The 15,646-nt window shown below is 75.0% G+C and carries 13 protein-coding genes and 1 rRNA gene; 6 read left to right on the forward strand and 8 right to left on the reverse strand.

Annotation, left to right across the window (positions count from 1 at the left end):
• Positions 1-2: 2 nt before the first annotated feature.
• The 3 genes from ACWENR_RS15285 to ACWENR_RS15295 all read right to left on the reverse strand — a co-directional run bounded on the left by ACWENR_RS15285 (position 3) and on the right by ACWENR_RS15295 (position 4,609).
• A complete protein-coding gene (locus tag ACWENR_RS15285) occupies positions 3-884 on the reverse strand; it encodes a universal stress protein (RefSeq protein WP_452277614.1) in 882 nt (293 codons plus the stop codon).
• Positions 885-1,080: 196 nt separating this feature from the next.
• Positions 1,081-1,980 (reverse strand): universal stress protein, encoded by a 900-nt coding sequence (locus ACWENR_RS15290; protein ID WP_452277615.1) that lies wholly within the window; start codon positions 1,978-1,980, stop codon positions 1,081-1,083.
• 43 nt (positions 1,981-2,023) lie between these two features.
• The gene (locus tag ACWENR_RS15295) at positions 2,024-4,609 is read right to left on the reverse strand and encodes a cation-translocating P-type ATPase (RefSeq protein WP_452277616.1); all 2,586 of its coding nucleotides are present in this window, start codon (positions 4,607-4,609) and stop codon (positions 2,024-2,026) included.
• Positions 4,610-4,881: 272 nt separating this feature from the next.
• Here ACWENR_RS15295 and ACWENR_RS15300 point away from each other — a divergent pair, with 272 nt between their 5' ends.
• Positions 4,882-5,343, forward strand: coding sequence for a cyclic nucleotide-binding domain-containing protein (locus ACWENR_RS15300; protein WP_452277617.1), 462 nt, complete (start codon positions 4,882-4,884; stop codon positions 5,341-5,343).
• A gap of 74 nt (positions 5,344-5,417) precedes the next feature.
• Here ACWENR_RS15300 and ACWENR_RS15305 read toward each other — a convergent pair whose 3' ends face one another.
• From ACWENR_RS15305 to ACWENR_RS15320, 4 genes are all read right to left on the reverse strand, one after another.
• Positions 5,418-5,672, reverse strand: coding sequence for a hypothetical protein (locus ACWENR_RS15305; RefSeq protein WP_452277618.1), 255 nt, complete (start codon positions 5,670-5,672; stop codon positions 5,418-5,420).
• Between the two features lie 147 nt (positions 5,673-5,819).
• Entirely contained in the window at positions 5,820-6,569 is a 750-nt protein-coding gene (pflA, locus tag ACWENR_RS15310) for a pyruvate formate-lyase-activating protein (RefSeq protein WP_452277619.1), read from the reverse strand.
• The gene (pflB, locus tag ACWENR_RS15315) at positions 6,566-8,809 is read right to left on the reverse strand and encodes a formate C-acetyltransferase (protein WP_452277620.1); all 2,244 of its coding nucleotides are present in this window, start codon (positions 8,807-8,809) and stop codon (positions 6,566-6,568) included. The genes pflA and pflB overlap by 4 nt, the downstream gene beginning before the upstream one ends.
• A gap of 68 nt (positions 8,810-8,877) precedes the next feature.
• Complete coding sequence (locus tag ACWENR_RS15320) at positions 8,878-9,888, reverse strand: alcohol dehydrogenase catalytic domain-containing protein (protein WP_452277621.1); 1,011 nt, start codon at positions 9,886-9,888, stop codon at positions 8,878-8,880.
• Positions 9,889-10,278: 390 nt separating this feature from the next.
• Between ACWENR_RS15320 and ACWENR_RS15325 the strand changes: the two genes are divergently transcribed.
• From ACWENR_RS15325 to ACWENR_RS15335, 3 genes are all read left to right on the forward strand, one after another.
• Entirely contained in the window at positions 10,279-10,761 is a 483-nt protein-coding gene (locus ACWENR_RS15325; RefSeq protein ID WP_452277622.1) for a GNAT family N-acetyltransferase, read from the forward strand.
• A gap of 93 nt (positions 10,762-10,854) precedes the next feature.
• Positions 10,855-11,499: a hypothetical protein gene (locus tag ACWENR_RS15330; protein ID WP_452277623.1), complete on the forward strand. Its 645-nt coding sequence runs from the start codon at positions 10,855-10,857 to the stop codon at positions 11,497-11,499.
• Positions 11,500-11,617: 118 nt separating this feature from the next.
• On the forward strand, positions 11,618-12,934 hold the full coding sequence (locus ACWENR_RS15335) for a hemolysin family protein (RefSeq protein ID WP_452277624.1): 1,317 nt from the start codon (positions 11,618-11,620) through the stop codon (positions 12,932-12,934).
• Between the two features lie 4 nt (positions 12,935-12,938).
• On the opposite strand, the gene ACWENR_RS15340 is transcribed toward ACWENR_RS15335, so the two are convergent.
• Complete coding sequence (locus tag ACWENR_RS15340) at positions 12,939-13,322, reverse strand: PaaI family thioesterase (protein ID WP_452277627.1); 384 nt, start codon at positions 13,320-13,322, stop codon at positions 12,939-12,941.
• Between the two features lie 104 nt (positions 13,323-13,426).
• Here ACWENR_RS15340 and tyrS point away from each other — a divergent pair, with 104 nt between their 5' ends.
• Positions 13,427-14,713 carry a tyrosine--tRNA ligase gene (gene tyrS, locus ACWENR_RS15345; RefSeq protein ID WP_452277628.1) on the forward strand — a complete coding sequence of 429 codons (1,287 nt, stop codon included), beginning with the start codon at positions 13,427-13,429 and terminating at the stop codon, positions 14,711-14,713.
• A 647-nt stretch (positions 14,714-15,360) separates the two neighbouring features.
• Positions 15,361-15,646, forward strand: a 16S ribosomal RNA gene (locus ACWENR_RS15350); the annotation flags it as partial.

Consider the following 15,646-nt stretch of genomic DNA (forward strand, 5'->3'; position numbering starts at 1 on the left):
GTTCAGCGGGCGTGACCGTACGGGCGGGCGACCAGCACCGGGCAGCGCGCGTGCTGCACCAGCGCCTGGCTGACCGAGCCGAGCAGCAGCCCGGCGAAGCCGCCCCGGCCCCGCGAGCCGACCACCACCAGCGCCGCGTCGCCGCTCGCCTCGATCAGCGCCTGCTCCGGCTTGGCGGCCGGCAGCACCCGCTCCTCGACGGGCAGCCCCGGGTGGCTGCCGCGGACCGCCGCCGCGGCCGTGGCCAGCAGCTCGGCCGACTCCGCGTGCGCGGCGGACCCCGCCTCCGCCGCCTCGTCGGGCGCCCGACGCTCCCCGTCCGGCGGCCGGACGTGCGCCAGCACCAGGCCGGTCCCGCGGCGGGCCGCCTCGTCGGCGGCGTACCCGACGGCCAGCTCGGCCGGCTCCGAACCGTCCACCCCGACCAGCACCGGCCCGGCGACCGGGATCGGCTCCTCGGCGGGGCGGACCACCAGCACCGGGCAGTGCGCGTGCGAGGCCACCTGCGTGCCGACCGAGCCCAGCAGCAGCCCCGCGAAGCCGCCCAGGCCGCGGCTGCCCACCACCACCAGCTCGGCCCGCCGGGACTCCTCGACGAGCGTCGCGCCCGGCCCGCCGGCCACCTGGCGCACCTCGACGGTCAGCCCGGGCCAGCGTTCCGCGAGGTCGGCGGCCGTCTGCTCGAGCATCTTCTGCCCGTCCTCGGTCGGCGCCGGCAACCCCAGGTCGTACGGGTTGACCGGCACGCCGTAGCCGAGCGGATGCAGGTAGCCGTGCACCAGGTGCAGCGGGCGGGACCGCTGCACGGCGGCCCGGGCGGCGTGCTCCGCCGCCACCAGGCTCGGCGGCGATCCGTCCACACCCACCACGACGGGTCGGTTCATTCAGCCCTCCCAGAGGTCGATCAGGTCATTGTCGACGCGGTTCCGCCGGCCCACCGGGATTTCCCCGTCGCGTCGCCGGCCGAGCGGGCCCCGGCGCGCGCCCCCGCGCCGGCACCGGGCCCGCGCGTCCCGCAACCGGCCCCGTCGCGCCGGCCGGGGGAGCGGTCGGCGCGACGGGACCGGCGCGCGGGGAGGGTCAGGACGCGTCGGCCCGCTTCGGGTTCCGCACGATCACCAGCGGGGAGTGCGCGTGGTGCAGCACGGCGTGGCTGACGGAACCGAGCAGCAGCCCGCTCAGCGGGCCCCGGCCGCGCGCCCCGACGACGACGAGCTGGGCCGTCTTCGACTCCTCGACCAGCACCCGGGCCGGGGTGCCGCGGACCAGCCGGTGCCGCACCGGCACGTCCGGGTAGCGCTCGGCGAAGCCGGCGAGGGACTCGGCGAGCGTCCGCTCCTGCTCCGCCGCGTAGGCGTCGAGGTCGTACACCAGGGGCAGGATGTCGCCGGGGCCCACCGGCGTCGGGTAGAGCCAGGCCTGCAGGGCGAGCAGCGGGGCGCCCCGGCGGGACGCCTCCTCGAAGGCGAACCCGACGGCCTCCATGGAGCACTCGGAACCGTCCACGCCCACCACGACCGGCCCGTCGGCGCGCTCCTCGCCGCGCACCACCAGGACCGGGCACAGCGCGTGGGCGCAGACCTGCACGGTCACCGAGCCGATCAGCAGCCCGGCGAAGCCACCCAGCCCACGGTGGCCGAGCACCATCAGCGCGGCCTCCCGGGACTCGTCGAGCATGACGGGGGTCGCCGCCCCGTCGACCACCACGCCGGTGACCGCGACCTCGGGGGCGACCTTGCCGGCCTCGGCGACCGCCTCGGCGACGTACCGCTCGGCCTGGTTGCGCAGGCCGGCGTCGGCCGGCGCGCCCGGCACCGCCTCCAGCGGGGCGTTGGGGATCAACGGCCAGATGAAGGCGTGCACCACCCGCAGCGGGCGCTGCCGTTGCGCCGCCTCCCGCGCCGCCATCCGGACCGCGTCCAACGCGGCGGCCGAACCGTCCACGCCCACGACGACTGGGACACCGGTGTTGATGGTCATCTTTCTCCTCCTTGGTACGCCTTCATCCTGCTCCGCCCGAACGCTACCGGCCAGGGGCCGTCGTCCCGGCCGACGGGCCGTTGGTCCCGAACCGCCCGAGCGGGCGGCGGGCCAGCCGCAGCACCAGACCGGGCAGCACGCTGACCGCGGCGCAGGCCGCCAGCTCGGCCGCGCCGAGCGGCTCCGTGCCGAGCAGGTCTCGCAGCGGCGGCAGCAGCACGCCGGCCACCTGGAGCAGCGCCGAGACCGCCACCGCGACCGGCAGCGCGCGGTTGCCCCGCCCCGCGCCGCGTGCCCTCGGCGCCCGGACCGCGAGCGCGACCCCGAGCTGGGCCAGGCCGAGCACCACGAACACCACCGACTGCCAGGGGCGGTCCCAGCGTGCGGCGGCGACGCCCGCGCCGAGCACCACGGCGGCGATCAGCGCGCCGGTGACCAGCACGTCCCGGCCCAGGCCGGCCCCGAGCACCGACTCCGAGGGGGAGCGCGGCGCGCGGCGCAGCGTGCCCGGCTCCGCCGGTTCCGCGCCCAGGGCCACGCCCGGCACGCCGTGGGTGAGCAGGTTCACCCAGAGGATCTGCGCGGGCAGCAGCGGTACGGCCAGCCCGAACAGCGGCCCGAGCAGCATCACCGCGATCTCGGCGACCCCGCCCGAGAGGGCGTAGCGCAGGAACCGGCGGATGTTGTCGTAGATGCGGCGGCCCTCGCCGATCGCGGCGGCCACGGTGGACAGGTCGTCGTCGACCAGCACCAGGTCGGCGGCCTGCCGGGCGACCTCGGTGCCGCCGCCCATCGCCACCCCGATGTCGGCGCGGCGCAGGGCGGGAGCGTCGTTCACCCCGTCGCCGGTCATCGCCACCACGTGGCCCCGGGACTGCAACCCGGCGATGATGTCGAGCTTCTGCTCCGGCTGCGTACGCGCGAACACCCGGGCCTGCGGGTGCGCCCGCGCCGGATCGCCGTCGTCGCCGCGGACCAGCGGGTCGCCCTCGCGCCACAGTCCGAGCTGGCCGCCGATCGCGGCGGCGGTCGCGGGATGGTCGCCGGTGATCAGCACCAGCCGGACCCCGGCGTCGTCGAGGCCGGCGGCGATGTCGGCCGCCCCCGCGCGCAGCGGGTCGCCGACGGCGACGAGCCCCGCCGGCCGTAGCCCGGTCGGCCGGGCCGGGTCCGCCGGCGGCGCGTCGGTCACGGCGGACGCGACCGCCAGCACCCGCAGCCCCTCGGCGGCCAGCCGGTGCGCGGTCTCCGTCAGCTCGGCGATCTCCTCGGCGGTGGCGTCGACCAGCGGCGCGGCCAGCACGTTCTCCGGCGCGCCCTTGCACACCACCAGGTAGCGGCGGTCGCAGGAGCGGTGCACGGTGGTCATTCGGCGCAGCTCCTGGTCGAAGGGGTGCTCGACGACCCGGGGCCAGGCGGCGCGGGTGGACTCCGGGTCGAGGCCGCAGCGGGCGGCGAACGCGACCAGCGCCGCCTCCAGCGGGTCGCCGACCGCGCCCCACTCCGGCCGCTCGTCGGTGGGCGGCGTGAGGGCGGCGTCGTTGCAGAGCAGCCCGGCCCGCGCCAGGCGGCGCAGGTCGTCCGGTACGGCCACCGGCTCGCCCCGGTGCCGCACGGCGCCGTGCGGCGCGTAGCCGGTGCCGGTGACGCCGTAGCGGGAGCCGTCGGCGGTGACCGCGTGCTGCACGGCCATCCGGCCCTCGGTCAGCGTGCCGGTCTTGTCGGAGGCGATCACGGTGACCGAGCCGAGCGTCTCCACCGCGTGCAGCCGGCGGGGGATCGCCCGCGCCCCGGCCATCCGGCGCGCGCCGAGCGCGAGGGCGAGGGTGACCACCGCGGGCAGCGACTCGGGGACGGCCGCCACCACCAGGCTCACCGCGGTGACCGCCATGTCGACCACCGGCCGGCCGCCGACCACACCGACGACGAAGACCAGCCCGGAGAGCACCACCGCGGCGAAGCCGAGGACCCGGCCGAGGCCGGCGAGGCGGCGCTGCAACGGGGTGGCGGCGGGCCGGGTGGACGCCACCAGGGCGGTGATCCGGCCGAGCGCGCTCGCCGCTCCGGTGCGCACCACCGTGCCGGTGGCCCGCCCGGTGGTGACCACCGTTCCCGCGCTCGCCTCCTCGCCGGCGGCCCGGGCCACCGGCACCGACTCGCCGGTCAGCGCCGACTCGTCGACGGTCAGCCGGGCGGCCTCGGCGAGGAGCAGGTCGGCGGGGACCACGTCGCCGGCCTCCACCCGCACCAGGTCGCCCCGGACCAGGTCGGCGGCGGGCAGGACGACGTCGCGGCCGTCGCGCACGACCCGGGCGGTGGGCGCGGCGAGCCGGTCCAGCGCGGCGATCGCCCGGTCGGCCCGCACCTCCTGCACCATCCCGATGGCGGTGTTCACCAGCACGACCAGCACGATCACGGCGGTGTCCGGGTAGTCCCGCAGCACGGCGGTGACCACGGCGGCGGCCAGCAGCAGCGCCACCAGCGGATCGGTGAGCTGGTGCAGGACCCGCGAGGCCAGGTGCCGGCGGGGCGGCGCTTCCGCCGCGTTCGGCCCGTCGGCGCGCAGCCGGGCGGCGGCCGCCGCGGAACTGAGCCCGGCGGGCGGCCTGGTCGAGGTGTCAACGGGCACCGGTACGCCCCCGCTCCCGCCGTGTCCCGGACATGCCCACGTCGCCCTCCGCCCTGCCGTGGCGCCGTGGCGGCGCCCTCGCCGTACTCCACCCTCGCCCCGACGCGGCGGAACCGGCAGGGGAGTTCCGCCCGCGCGGCCAGGGACCAACGGCCCTTGTCACCGCCGGGCGGCGCGCGGTGCACTGGAGGTCAGGACGGACGTCTGCGTCGCAGGCCCGGCCACCGCCGGCCCGCCCGGGCGAAGGAGGCACCCACCTGACCACCCTCGACGTGCTCCGCGCGCACCCGTTCCTCGCCGGGCTGCCCGAGCCGTGGCTGCCCCGGCTGGCCGGCTATGCCCGCCCGGTGGTCTGGCACCCCGGGCACCGGATGTTCCGGGCCGACCAGCCGGCGGGGCGCTTCTGGCTGGTCCGCGCCGGGCAGGTGGCGCTCGACTTCCCGGTGCCCGGCCGCGGCGACGTCGAGATCGAGAAGATCGGCCCGGGCGGGGTGCTCGGCTGGTCGTGGCTCTTTCCGCCCTACCGCTGGCAGTTCGGGGCGGTCGCGGCGCAGCGCAGCACGGCCGTGGAGTTCACCGCCGAGGGGGTGCGCCGGCTGATGGAGTCCGACGACGCGCTCGGCCGCCAGCTCACCACCCGCTTCATGAGCGTGGTGGTGGACCGGCTGCACGCGGCCCGGGGCCGCCTGCTCGAGCTGTACGGCTACCCCGCGGCCACCCCGCCCGCCGCCTGACCCGCCCGGGGGCGCCGGCCCGACCGCCGGGCGCGGGCGGGCAGCCCCGTACGGCCCACGGTGGGCGTCGTCCGCTATCCGTCGCCGACGGGGCGGCCGCGCACCACCAGCTCGTCGATCTCCAGCCGGCCGACGCGCAGCTCCCGCACCACCGCCCGGCGGATCGCGAGCCGCCCGATCGCCAGCGCCCCGACGGCGACGGCTCCGACCGCCAGCGCCCCCACGGCCAGCGCGCCGAGCGACGCCGCGCCGGCCGCCCGCGCGCCCGTGGCCACCGCGCCGCTCGCCCGCGCCCCGGTCATCCGCACCACGCGTCCGTCTCGTCCCATCGCCTCATTGTCGGCCCGCCGCCGCCGCGACGCGCGGCGAACCGAGGCGGACCCGACCCGATGGGCCCCGGGTTCGGCAGACCGACAGGCCGCGCCGGCCGGACCGCCCTCGGTGAACCCGCCGGGCCGCGCTGCCCGACCCCGCCCTCAGCAGACCGTCAGGCCGCGCGCCGCGAACTGCCCACGGACCCGGTCCAGCAGCTCCGCCGACGGCGGCTCGGTGTCGGCGAGGGGGAACCGCAGCCCCAGCTCCGCGTACTTGTGCGCGCCGAGGCGGTGGAACGGCAGCACCTCCACCCGCTCGACCGTGGCCAGCGAGGCGGCGAAGTCCGCCACCCCGGCGACGTTCGGCGACGCGTCGGTGAGCCCCGGCACCAGCACGAAGCGGATCCAGATCGGGGTGCCCCGGGCCGCCAGGCGACGGCCGAAGCGCAGCGTGGGCGCCACCTCACCGGTCCGGGTCACGGCCCGGTACGTCGCCGGGTCCCACGACTTCACGTCCAGCAGCACCAGGTCGGTGGCGTCGAGCAGGGCGTCGTCGGCGCGCTCGCCCAGGAAGCCGGACGTGTCCAGGGCCGTGTGCAGGCCCAGCTCGTGGCAGCGGCGCAGCACCTCGCCGGTGAACCGGGGCTGCTGCAACGGCTCCCCGCCGCTGATCGTCACCCCGCCGCCGGCGACCGTGACGAACCGCCGGTACCGCTCGATCTCGGCGACCAGCTCGGCCACCGTCCGGTGCCGGCCGCTGCGCCGGTACCAGGTGTCCGGGCTGTGGCAGTAGCGGCAGCGCAGGGGGCAGCCGGCGAGGAAGGCCACGAACCGGGTGCCGGGGCCGTCCACGCCGATCGACAGGTCGAAGGAGTGCACGGCCCCGGTCAACTCCCGGCCTGCGGTGTTCACAGCGCGCCGTGGAACGTGCGGGACACCACGTCCCGCTGCTGCTCGGGGGTGAGCCGGACGAAGTTCACCGCGTACCCGGACACCCGCACCGTCAGCTGCGGGTACCGCTCGGGGTGGTCCATCGCGTCCAGCAGCGTCGCCCGGTCGAGCACGTTGACGTTGAGGTGGAACCCGCCCGCGTCGGCGTACCCGTCGAGCACCCCGGCCAGGTTGGTGATCCGCTCCTCCCGGGTGTGGCCCAGCCCGTCCGGCGTGACCGTGCCGGTCAGCGAGATGCCGTCCCGGGCGGCGTCGTACGGCAGCTTCGCCACCGACAGCGCCGCCGCGACGAGGCCGTGCGTGTCCCGCCCGTTCATCGGGTTCGCGCCGGGGGCGAACGGCTCGCCGGCCCGCCGCCCGTCGGGGGTGTTGCCGGTGTGCCGGCCGTACACGACGTTGGACGTGATGGTCAGCACCGACAGGGTCAGCTCGGCGTCGCGGTAGGTGCGCTGCCGGCGCAGCTTCTCCGCGAACGTCTCCACGAGCCACACGGCGATCTCGTCGGCCCGGTCGTCGTTGTTGCCGAAGGTGGGCGGCTCGCCCTCGACGACGTAGTCGACGGCCAGGCCGCTGTCGTCGCGCAGCACCTTCACCCGGCCGTACCGGATCGCCGCGAGGCTGTCCACCGCGACCGACAGGCCGGCGATGCCGGTGGCCATGAACCGGCGCACCGGGTGGTCGTGCAGCGCCATCTCCAGCCGCTCGTACGCGTACCGGTCGTGCATGTGGTGGATGACGTTCAGCGCGTCCACGTACGTCTCGGCCAGCCAGTCCAGCGTCCGGTCGTACGCGGCCAGCACCTCGGCGTGGTCGAGGACCTCCCCGCCCACCGGCGGCGCGGCCGGGGCCACCTGCTCGCCGGTCAGCTCGTCGCGGCCGCCGTTGATCGCGTAGAGCAGCGCCTTGGCGAGGTTGGCGCGGGCGCCGAAGAACTGCATGTCGCGGCCCACCCGCAGCGCCGACACGCAGCAGGCGATCGCCGTGTCGTCGTCGTACGCCGGGCGGATCAGGTCGTCGTTCTCGTACTGGATGGCGCTGGTGTCCAGCGACACCTGCGCGCAGAACCGCTTGAACCCCGCCGGCAGCCGCGGCGACCACAGCACGGTCAGGTTCGGCTCCGGCGCCGGGCCCAGGTTGTAGAGGGTCTGCAGGTAGCGGAAGCTGGTCCGGGTCACCAGCGGCCGGCCGTCGGCGCCCATCCCGCCCAGCGACTCGGTCACCCACGTCGGGTCGCCGGAGAAGAGCTGGTCGTACTCGGGGGTGCGCAGGAACCGGATGATCCGCAGCTTGATCACGAAGTCGTCGACCAGCTCCTGGGCGGTCGTCTCCGTCAGCCGGCCCTCGGCCAGGTCGCGGCGCAGGTAGACGTCGAGGAACGTCGCGGTGCGCCCCAGCGACATCGCGGCCCCGTTCTGCTCCTTCGTGGCCGCCAGGTAGGCGAAGTACAGCCACTGCACGGCCTGCTGGGCGGTGGCGGCGGGCGGGGAGACGTCGACGCCGTAGCCGGCGGCCATCTCCTTCAGCTCGCCGAGGGCCCGGGCCTGCTCGGCCAGCTCCTCCCGCTCGCGGATCACGTCGTCGGTCGACGGCCGCGCGTCCAGCGCCGCCTTCAGCGCCCGGCGCTCGGCGACGAGCCGGTCCACCCCGTACAGCGCCACCCGCCGGTAGTCGCCGATGATCCGCCCGCGACCGTACGCGTCCGGCAGCCCAGTGATGACGTGCGAGCGGCGGGCCGCCAGCACGTCGGCCGGGTAGGCGTCGAAGACGGCGTCGTTGTGGGTCTTGCGGTACGTGGTGAAGATCCGGTGCACGACCGGGTCGGGCGCGAAGCCGTACGCCCGCAGGGCTGCCTCGACCATCCGCAGCCCGCCGGCGGGCATGATCGCCCGCCGCAGCGGCGCGTCGGTCTGCAGGCCGACGATCAGCTCCCGCTCCCGGTCGATGTACCCGGGGCCGTGCGACGTGATCGTCGACGGGGTGGCCGCGTCCACGTCGAGGACGCCCCGGCGCCGCTCGGCGACGAAGAGTTCCCGCAACGCCCCCCAGACCGCCAGGGTCCGGTCGGTCGGCCCGGCGAGGAACGACCCGTCCCCGGTGTACGGCTCGTGGTGGCGCCGGATGAAGTCGGCCACGTCGACGGACTCTCGCCAGGCGCCGCCGGCGAAGCCCCGCCACGGGTCCAGGTGCTGGTTCGCGGTCATGTTCGGTCCCTTCCGGCCACCGCTCGGGTGGCGTCCGGCCGCCTCGCAGGGGCGGCCGGGCGCCGTGGTCAGGGCTGGAGCACCAGCCGGGCGGCGACCCGCCCGGCGAGCACGTCCTCGATCGCCTCGTTGATCTCGTCGAGCTTGCGCACCTCGTGGACGACCCGGGTGCGGCCGGCCGAGTGCAGGCGGAACACCTCCGCGAGGTCGGCGCGGGTGCCGACGATCGAGCCGAGCACGGTGATCCCCTTCAGGACGGTCTCGAAGACCGGCAGGCTCATGGTGTTGTCCTTCGGCAGCGAGACCAGCACCAGCCGGCCGCCGCGACGCAGGCAGGCGTGCGCCTGCGCGATCACGGCCGGGCTGGCGGCCAGCACGACCGCCACGTCCACCCCGCCGAGGGCGGTGATCGCCTCGACCGGGTCGACCCGCGACGCGTCGACCGTGTGCGTCGCGCCGAGGGAGGTGGCCAGGGCCAGCTTCTCCTCGGTGACGTCCACGGCCACCGTCTCGGCGCCGTGCAGCTGGGCGTACTGCTGGGCGAGGTGGCCGAGGCCGCCGATGCCGAAGATCGCCACCCGCTCGCCCGGCCGCACCCCGGCCACCCTGACCGCCTTGTACGTCGTGACGCCGGCGCAGGTCAACGGGGCAGCCTCCACCGGGTCGACGCCGGCGGGCACCCGGACCGCGTAGCGGGCCGACGCGAGGGCGTACTCGGCGTGCGCGCCGTCGATGGCGTAGCCGGTGTTGCGCTGCGACTCGCACAGCGTCTCCCAGCCGGTGACGCAGTACTCGCAGGTGCCGCAGGCCCAGCCGAGCCAGGGCAGCGCGACCCGGTCGCCGACGGCGTGCTCGGTGACCCCGGGGCCGACCCGCTCGACGATGCCGACGCCCTCGTGGCCGGGGACGAAGGGTGGGTTCGGCTTGACCGGCCAGTCGCCGCGGGCGGCGTGGATGTCGGTGTGGCACAGGCCGCTTGCCTCGATCCGGACCAGCACCTGGTCGGGCCCGGGCTCCGGCACCGGCACGTCGAAGATCTCCAGTGGACGGTCGAACGCGGTGACAACCGTGGCGCGCATCGGGGCCTCCCAGCTCGCATCTCGCTTCCACCACCAGCGTGCCGGCCGGGGCCGGGCCGGGGCAGAGGCGCAGGACCGTCCCGGCCCGGGACCTCCGGCCCCCGCCGACCGGCCGGTCGCCGAGGCGTCTCCCGGGCACGGCGCTGTCCCGGACGACGCGGCCGGCGGGGGGTGGACGGCCGCGTCGTGCCGGGACAGCGGGGCCGCACCGGGGGATGCGGCCGGTGCGGGCGCCGGAGTGCTCCGGTGCCCGCGGGCTCAGCGTTCGACCACCAGCCGGCGGGCGCGCAGCGCCCGGGCCCACCACGAGCGGGGCGCCCGTGGCGCCGGGAGAGGCAGGCCCCTGAGGCTGAGATCCCGGATGTCGGTCCCCGGCCCTATTCTCGGGCGGTGACCGCCGACCTGCGCCTGCGTCCCGTGCGCGACGACGACCTGCCCGCCTTCTTCAGCCACCAGCAGGACGCCGAGGCCAACTGGATGGCCGCCTTCGGCCCGGAGGACCCGGCCGACCGCGCGCGGTTCGACGCGCACTGGGGGCGGTTGCGCGCCGACGAGCGGATCGTCGCCCGCACGGTGGTCGTCGGCGACGAGGTGGTCGGCTACGTGACCGCCTTCCCGGTCGACGACAAGACCGAGGTGAGCTACTGGATCGACCCGCGGCGCTGGGGCCGGGGGCACGCCACGGCCGCGCTGACCGCGCTGCTGCGCGAGCTGCCGGGGCGGCCCGTGCACGCCCGCGCCGCCAAGGACAACCGCGCCTCCCTCGCCGTGCTGCGCAAGTGCGGCTTCGTCGTCACCGGCGAGGACAGGGGGTACGCCAACGGCCGCGGCGCCGAGGTGGAGGAGTGGGTGCTGGAGCTCGCCGACCGGTGAGCCGCCCCGCGCGTCACGCCCGCCGACCGGTGAGCCGCCCCGCGCGTCACGCCCGCCGAGCGACCTGACCAGTGCGGCCACTACTCTCGCGGGGTGAACTGGCTGGAAGTGATCGGCTGGACCGGCTCGGCGCTGCTGGTCTGGTCGCTGCTGCAGACGCGCATCCTGCGGCTGCGCGCCCTGAACCTGCTCGGTTGCCTGATCCTGATCGGCTACAACGCCGCGGTGCAGGTCTGGCCGATGGTCGGGCTGAACGTCGTGCTGGCCGTGATCAACGTCTGGTACCTGCGCGCCATGCTCGCCACCCGCCACGACGAGGCGACCTACCAGGTCGTGGAGGTCGGCGTCGACGACCAGTTCCTGGCCCACACGCTGCGCGTGCACGCCGCCGACATCGCCCGGTTCAACCCCGGCTTCCGGTGGCCGCCCGGCACCTCGGCCGAGCGGTCCGCCTTCCTCGTCCTGCGGGCCGACGAGGTGGTCGGCGTGGTGCTGTCGCACGCCGAACCGGACGGCGTGGCGCAGGTCGACCTCGACTACGTGACCCGCCGGTTCCGGGACTTCACGCCGGGCGAGTTCGTCTACCGGCGCAGCCGCCTCTTCACCGACCGGGGCTTCCGCCGGGTGGTCACCCCGCCCGGCATGGTCGCCCCCTACTACCACCGGCTCGGCTTCCGCCCCGAGGGCCGCTCGTACGTGCTGGACCTGCCGTCCTCGCCGGCCCCCGAGCGAGCCTGAGCACTTCCGGGCCGGCCGAGGATTCACCGGCCGGTCCGGTGGGCACAGAACGGCCTACGCCGGCCGGCCCTCGGCCGGCGGTGCCGAGGGGCACCGGTCGGTGTGAGGAGATCCGGGCGTGCAGAGCATCTGGAGCCAACTGGCCCTGGTAGGCGTCCTGGTCGTCCTCAACGCGGTCTTCGCGGGCAGCGAGATGGCGCTGGTCTCGCTGCGCGACAGCCAGATCCAGCGGCTGGAACGCACCAGCCGCGCCGGCCGGGTGCTGGCCCGCCTCGCCAAGGACCCGAACCGGTTCCTCGCCACGATCCAGATCGGCATCACCCTCGCCGGCTTCCTGGCCTCCGCCGCGGCGGCCGTGTCGCTGGCCAAGCCCCTGGTGCCGCTGCTGTCCGCGCTGGGCGGCGCCGCCGAGACCGTCGCGATCGTGGTGGTCACCCTGGCGCTGACCTTCGTCACCCTGGTCTTCGGCGAGCTGGCCCCCAAGCGGATCGCCATGCAGGCCGCCGAGCGGTGGGCGCTGCTGGTGGCCCGCCCGCTGGACCTGCTGGCCACCCTCACCCGCCCGGCCGTCTGGGCCCTCGGCGCCACCAGCGACCTGGTCGTACGCCTGGTCGGGCTCAACCCGAAGCACGAGCCCGACGAGATCGGCCCGGACGAGCTGCGGGACATCGTCGCCGGCAACCACGGCTTCACCAAGGAACAGCGGACGATCATCGCCGGGGCGGTGGAGATCGCCGACCGGCAGCTCAAGGCGGTGCTCGTACCCCGGTTGCAGGTCTTCACGCTCGACAGCGGGACCACCGCGGAGTCCGCGCGGCTGCTGCTGGCCGCCACCGGCCACTCCCGGGCGCCCGTGGTCCGGCACGGCGGCCTGGACGACGCGGTCGGGGTGATCCACCTGCGCGACCTGGTGGGCGTCCGCGACGACCGCCCGGTCGACGAGTGCGCCCGCCCGCCGATGCTGCTGCCCGACTCGCTGCCGGTCGTGGACGCGCTGCGCCAGTTCAAGGCCGAACGGCAGCACATCGCCCTGGTGGTCGACGAGCGGGGCGCGGTCGACGGGATCGTCACCCTGGAGGACATCCTCGAGGAGATCGTCGGGGAGATCTACGACGAGACCGACCGGGACGTGCGGGCCGTGCGCACCGAGCCGGACGGCGCCCTGCTGCTCCCCGGCACCTTCCCCGTGCACGACCTCCCCGACGTCGGCGTGGAGCTGCCCGGCCGCCCCGCCGGCGACTACACCACGATCGCCGGGCTGGTGCTCGCCTGCCTCGGGCACATCCCCACCGTCGCGGGGGAGAGCGTCACCGTCGACGGCTGGGAGCTGGAGGTGACCGGCATCGACCACCGCGCGATCACCGGCGTCCGGCTGCGCCGCGCCGAGCCGGCGCCGGACGACGCCGAGGCCGTGCTGGACGAGGCCCGCAGCTGAGCGGTCAGGCCGGGGTGAGGTTCTGCAGCCGCACCTGACCACGGGCCACGAGCCGGCCGTCGGCGTCGGTGATCTCCACCTGCCAGAGCTGCTGGCTGCGCCCCCGGTGCACGGGCGTGCCGACGGCGGTCAGCTCGCCCTCGCGGACCGCGCGCAGGAAGTCCGTCTGGTTCGACACGCCCACGACCCGGCCCCGGTCGCCCAGCCACAGCGACCCGCCGACGCTGGCGGCCGTCTCGACCACCGAGCAGTAGACGCCGCCGTGCTGGATCCCGAACGGCTGGTGCAGCTCGGGGCGGACCTTCCAGCGGATCACCACGCGGTCCCCGCCGACCTCGTCGAACGTGAGGCCGAGCAGGGCGACGAAGCCGCCCGTCACATCCGGCATGTCCACGGCCTTCCCCTCCCGATCATGGCGTCGCCAGCCTACGCCGCGTCCGCTCGGCAAACCCGGTACGGTCCGCGCCCCGTCATGGGGGAGAATCGGTGACCGTGACCGACAGCAGCCTCCCGCCATCCGGGCGGGACTCCCTGACCGATGACCTGCGGTGGCGGGGCCTGATCCAGGACTCCACCGGCCCCGACGAGCTGCGTGCGCTGCTCGACGGCGGTGCCGCCGCCTTCTACGTGGGCTTCGACCCGACCGCGCCGAGCCTGCACGTCGGCCACCTCATGCAGGTAACCACGGCCCGTCGGCTCCAGCTCGCCGGGCACCGGCCCCTGCTGCTCGTCGGCGGCGCCACCGGGCAGATCGGCGACCCGAAGGAGAGCGCCGAGCGCACCCTCAACCCGCCCGAGGTGGTCGCCGGCTGGGTGGCCCGGATCCGCGACCAGCTCGCCCCGTTCGTCTCCTACGAGGGGGAGAACGCCGCGCGACTGGTCAACAACCTCGACTGGACCGGCGAGATGTCGGTGGTCGAGTTCCTCCGCGACGTCGGCAAGCACTTCCCGGTCAACAAGATGCTGGCCCGGGAGGTGGTCAGGGCGCGGCTGGAGAGCGGGATCAGCTTCACCGAGTTCAGCTACCAGCTGCTCCAGGCCAACGACTTCTTCGAGCTGCACCGCCGGCACGGCTGCCAGCTCCAGTTCGGCGGCTCCGACCAGTGGGGCAACATCACCGCCGGGGTGGACTACATCCGCCGGCGCGGGGCCGGCCCCGTCCAGGCGTTCACCACCCCGCTGGTCACGAAGTCGGACGGGACGAAGTTCGGCAAGACCGAGGGCGGCGCCATCTGGCTCGACCCCGAGATGACCAGCCCGTACGCGTTCTACCAGTTCTGGGTCAACGTCGACGACCGCGACGTCAGCCGCTACCTGCGCTACTTCAGCTTCCGCTCCCGCGAGGAGCTGGAGGCGCTGGAGAAGGAGACGGCCGAGCGCCCCGCCGCGCGGGCGGCGCAGCGGGCGCTGGCCGAGGAGCTGACCACGCTCGTGCACGGCGAACGGGAGATGGCGCAGGTGGTCGCCGCCAGTCAGGCGCTCTTCGGTCGCGGCTCACTGGAGGAGCTGGCGCCGGCGACGCTGCGCGCCGCGCTGACCGAGGCGGGTCTCGTCCACGTCGACGAGCTGCCGGACGTCGCCGGGCTGCTGCGCGACTCCGGCCTGGTCCCGAGCCTGAAGGAGGCCCGCAGGGTGATCGCCGAGGGCGGCGCCTACGTGAACAACACGCGGGTCACCGAGACCGACGCCACGGTCGGCGCCGAGGACCTGCTGCACGGCCGTTACCTGGTGCTGCGCCGCGGCAAGCGGTCGTTCGCCGGGGTCGAGCTGCGCGGCTAGGCGTACGCCCTCGCGGGTGTGACGGGCGACGCCCCCGGCGGATTTGACGACCGATCCGCCGGGGGCGTAACTTTCTCTCTGCCAGCGCGGAACGGACGAAACAGGGCGAAAGTCCTGAAGGCCGGAGCGCGGGAAGAGCTTCCGGGCCGAGGGGTCGTGTTCCTCGGAGCCGGGCCGGGCGGTGCCCCGGATTCGCCGCAGGGCGGATTTGGTGAGGCGGAGCCGACCGGGTATGGTTCGACGCCGGCAGGAAACCGGGCGAGCCCGCGGAACTTTCGCGGAGCGGCCGGTCTGCCGAAACCCACGAGCGGAACGGCGCGAGCCGGTCTGATTGTGGTGCCCGGGAATTGGGTGGAAGTGGTGTGGATCGCGACAGAGCGGTTTGACACGGCGGAAACCACCGGGTAACGTAGTAAAAGTGCCCGGCGCGGAAACGTGGCGGGGGCGTGAACGAAATGCCCCGGGTCGGGGGCTCCACGGTGTGGGGTTTCTGGGCGGTGTGTGGTTGTTCTTTGAGAACTCAACAGGGTGCTTGATAAGCCAGTGCCAAATTGATTTATACCCCGGGCTGGTCGGAGCTGTGGTTTCGGCTGGTTTCGGATTCCTTTGGCAACATTTGTTGCCGGGATGACTGTTTCAACAAGTTTTTGTTGGAGAGTTTGATCCTGGCTCAGGACGAACGCTGGCGGCGTGCTTAACACATGCAAGTCGAGCGGAAAGGCCCTTCGGGGTACTCGAGCGGCGAACGGGTGAGTAACACGTGAGCAACCTGCCCTAGGCTTTGGGATAACCCCGGGAAACCGGGGCTAATACCGGATAAGACCTCTGACCGCATGGTTGGGGGTGGAAAGTTTTTCGGCCTGGGATGGGCTCGCGGCCTATCAGCTTGTTGGTGGGGTGATGGCCTACCAAGGCGACGACGGGTAGCCGGCC

The organism is Micromonospora sp. NPDC004336 (genome assembly GCF_053602615.1).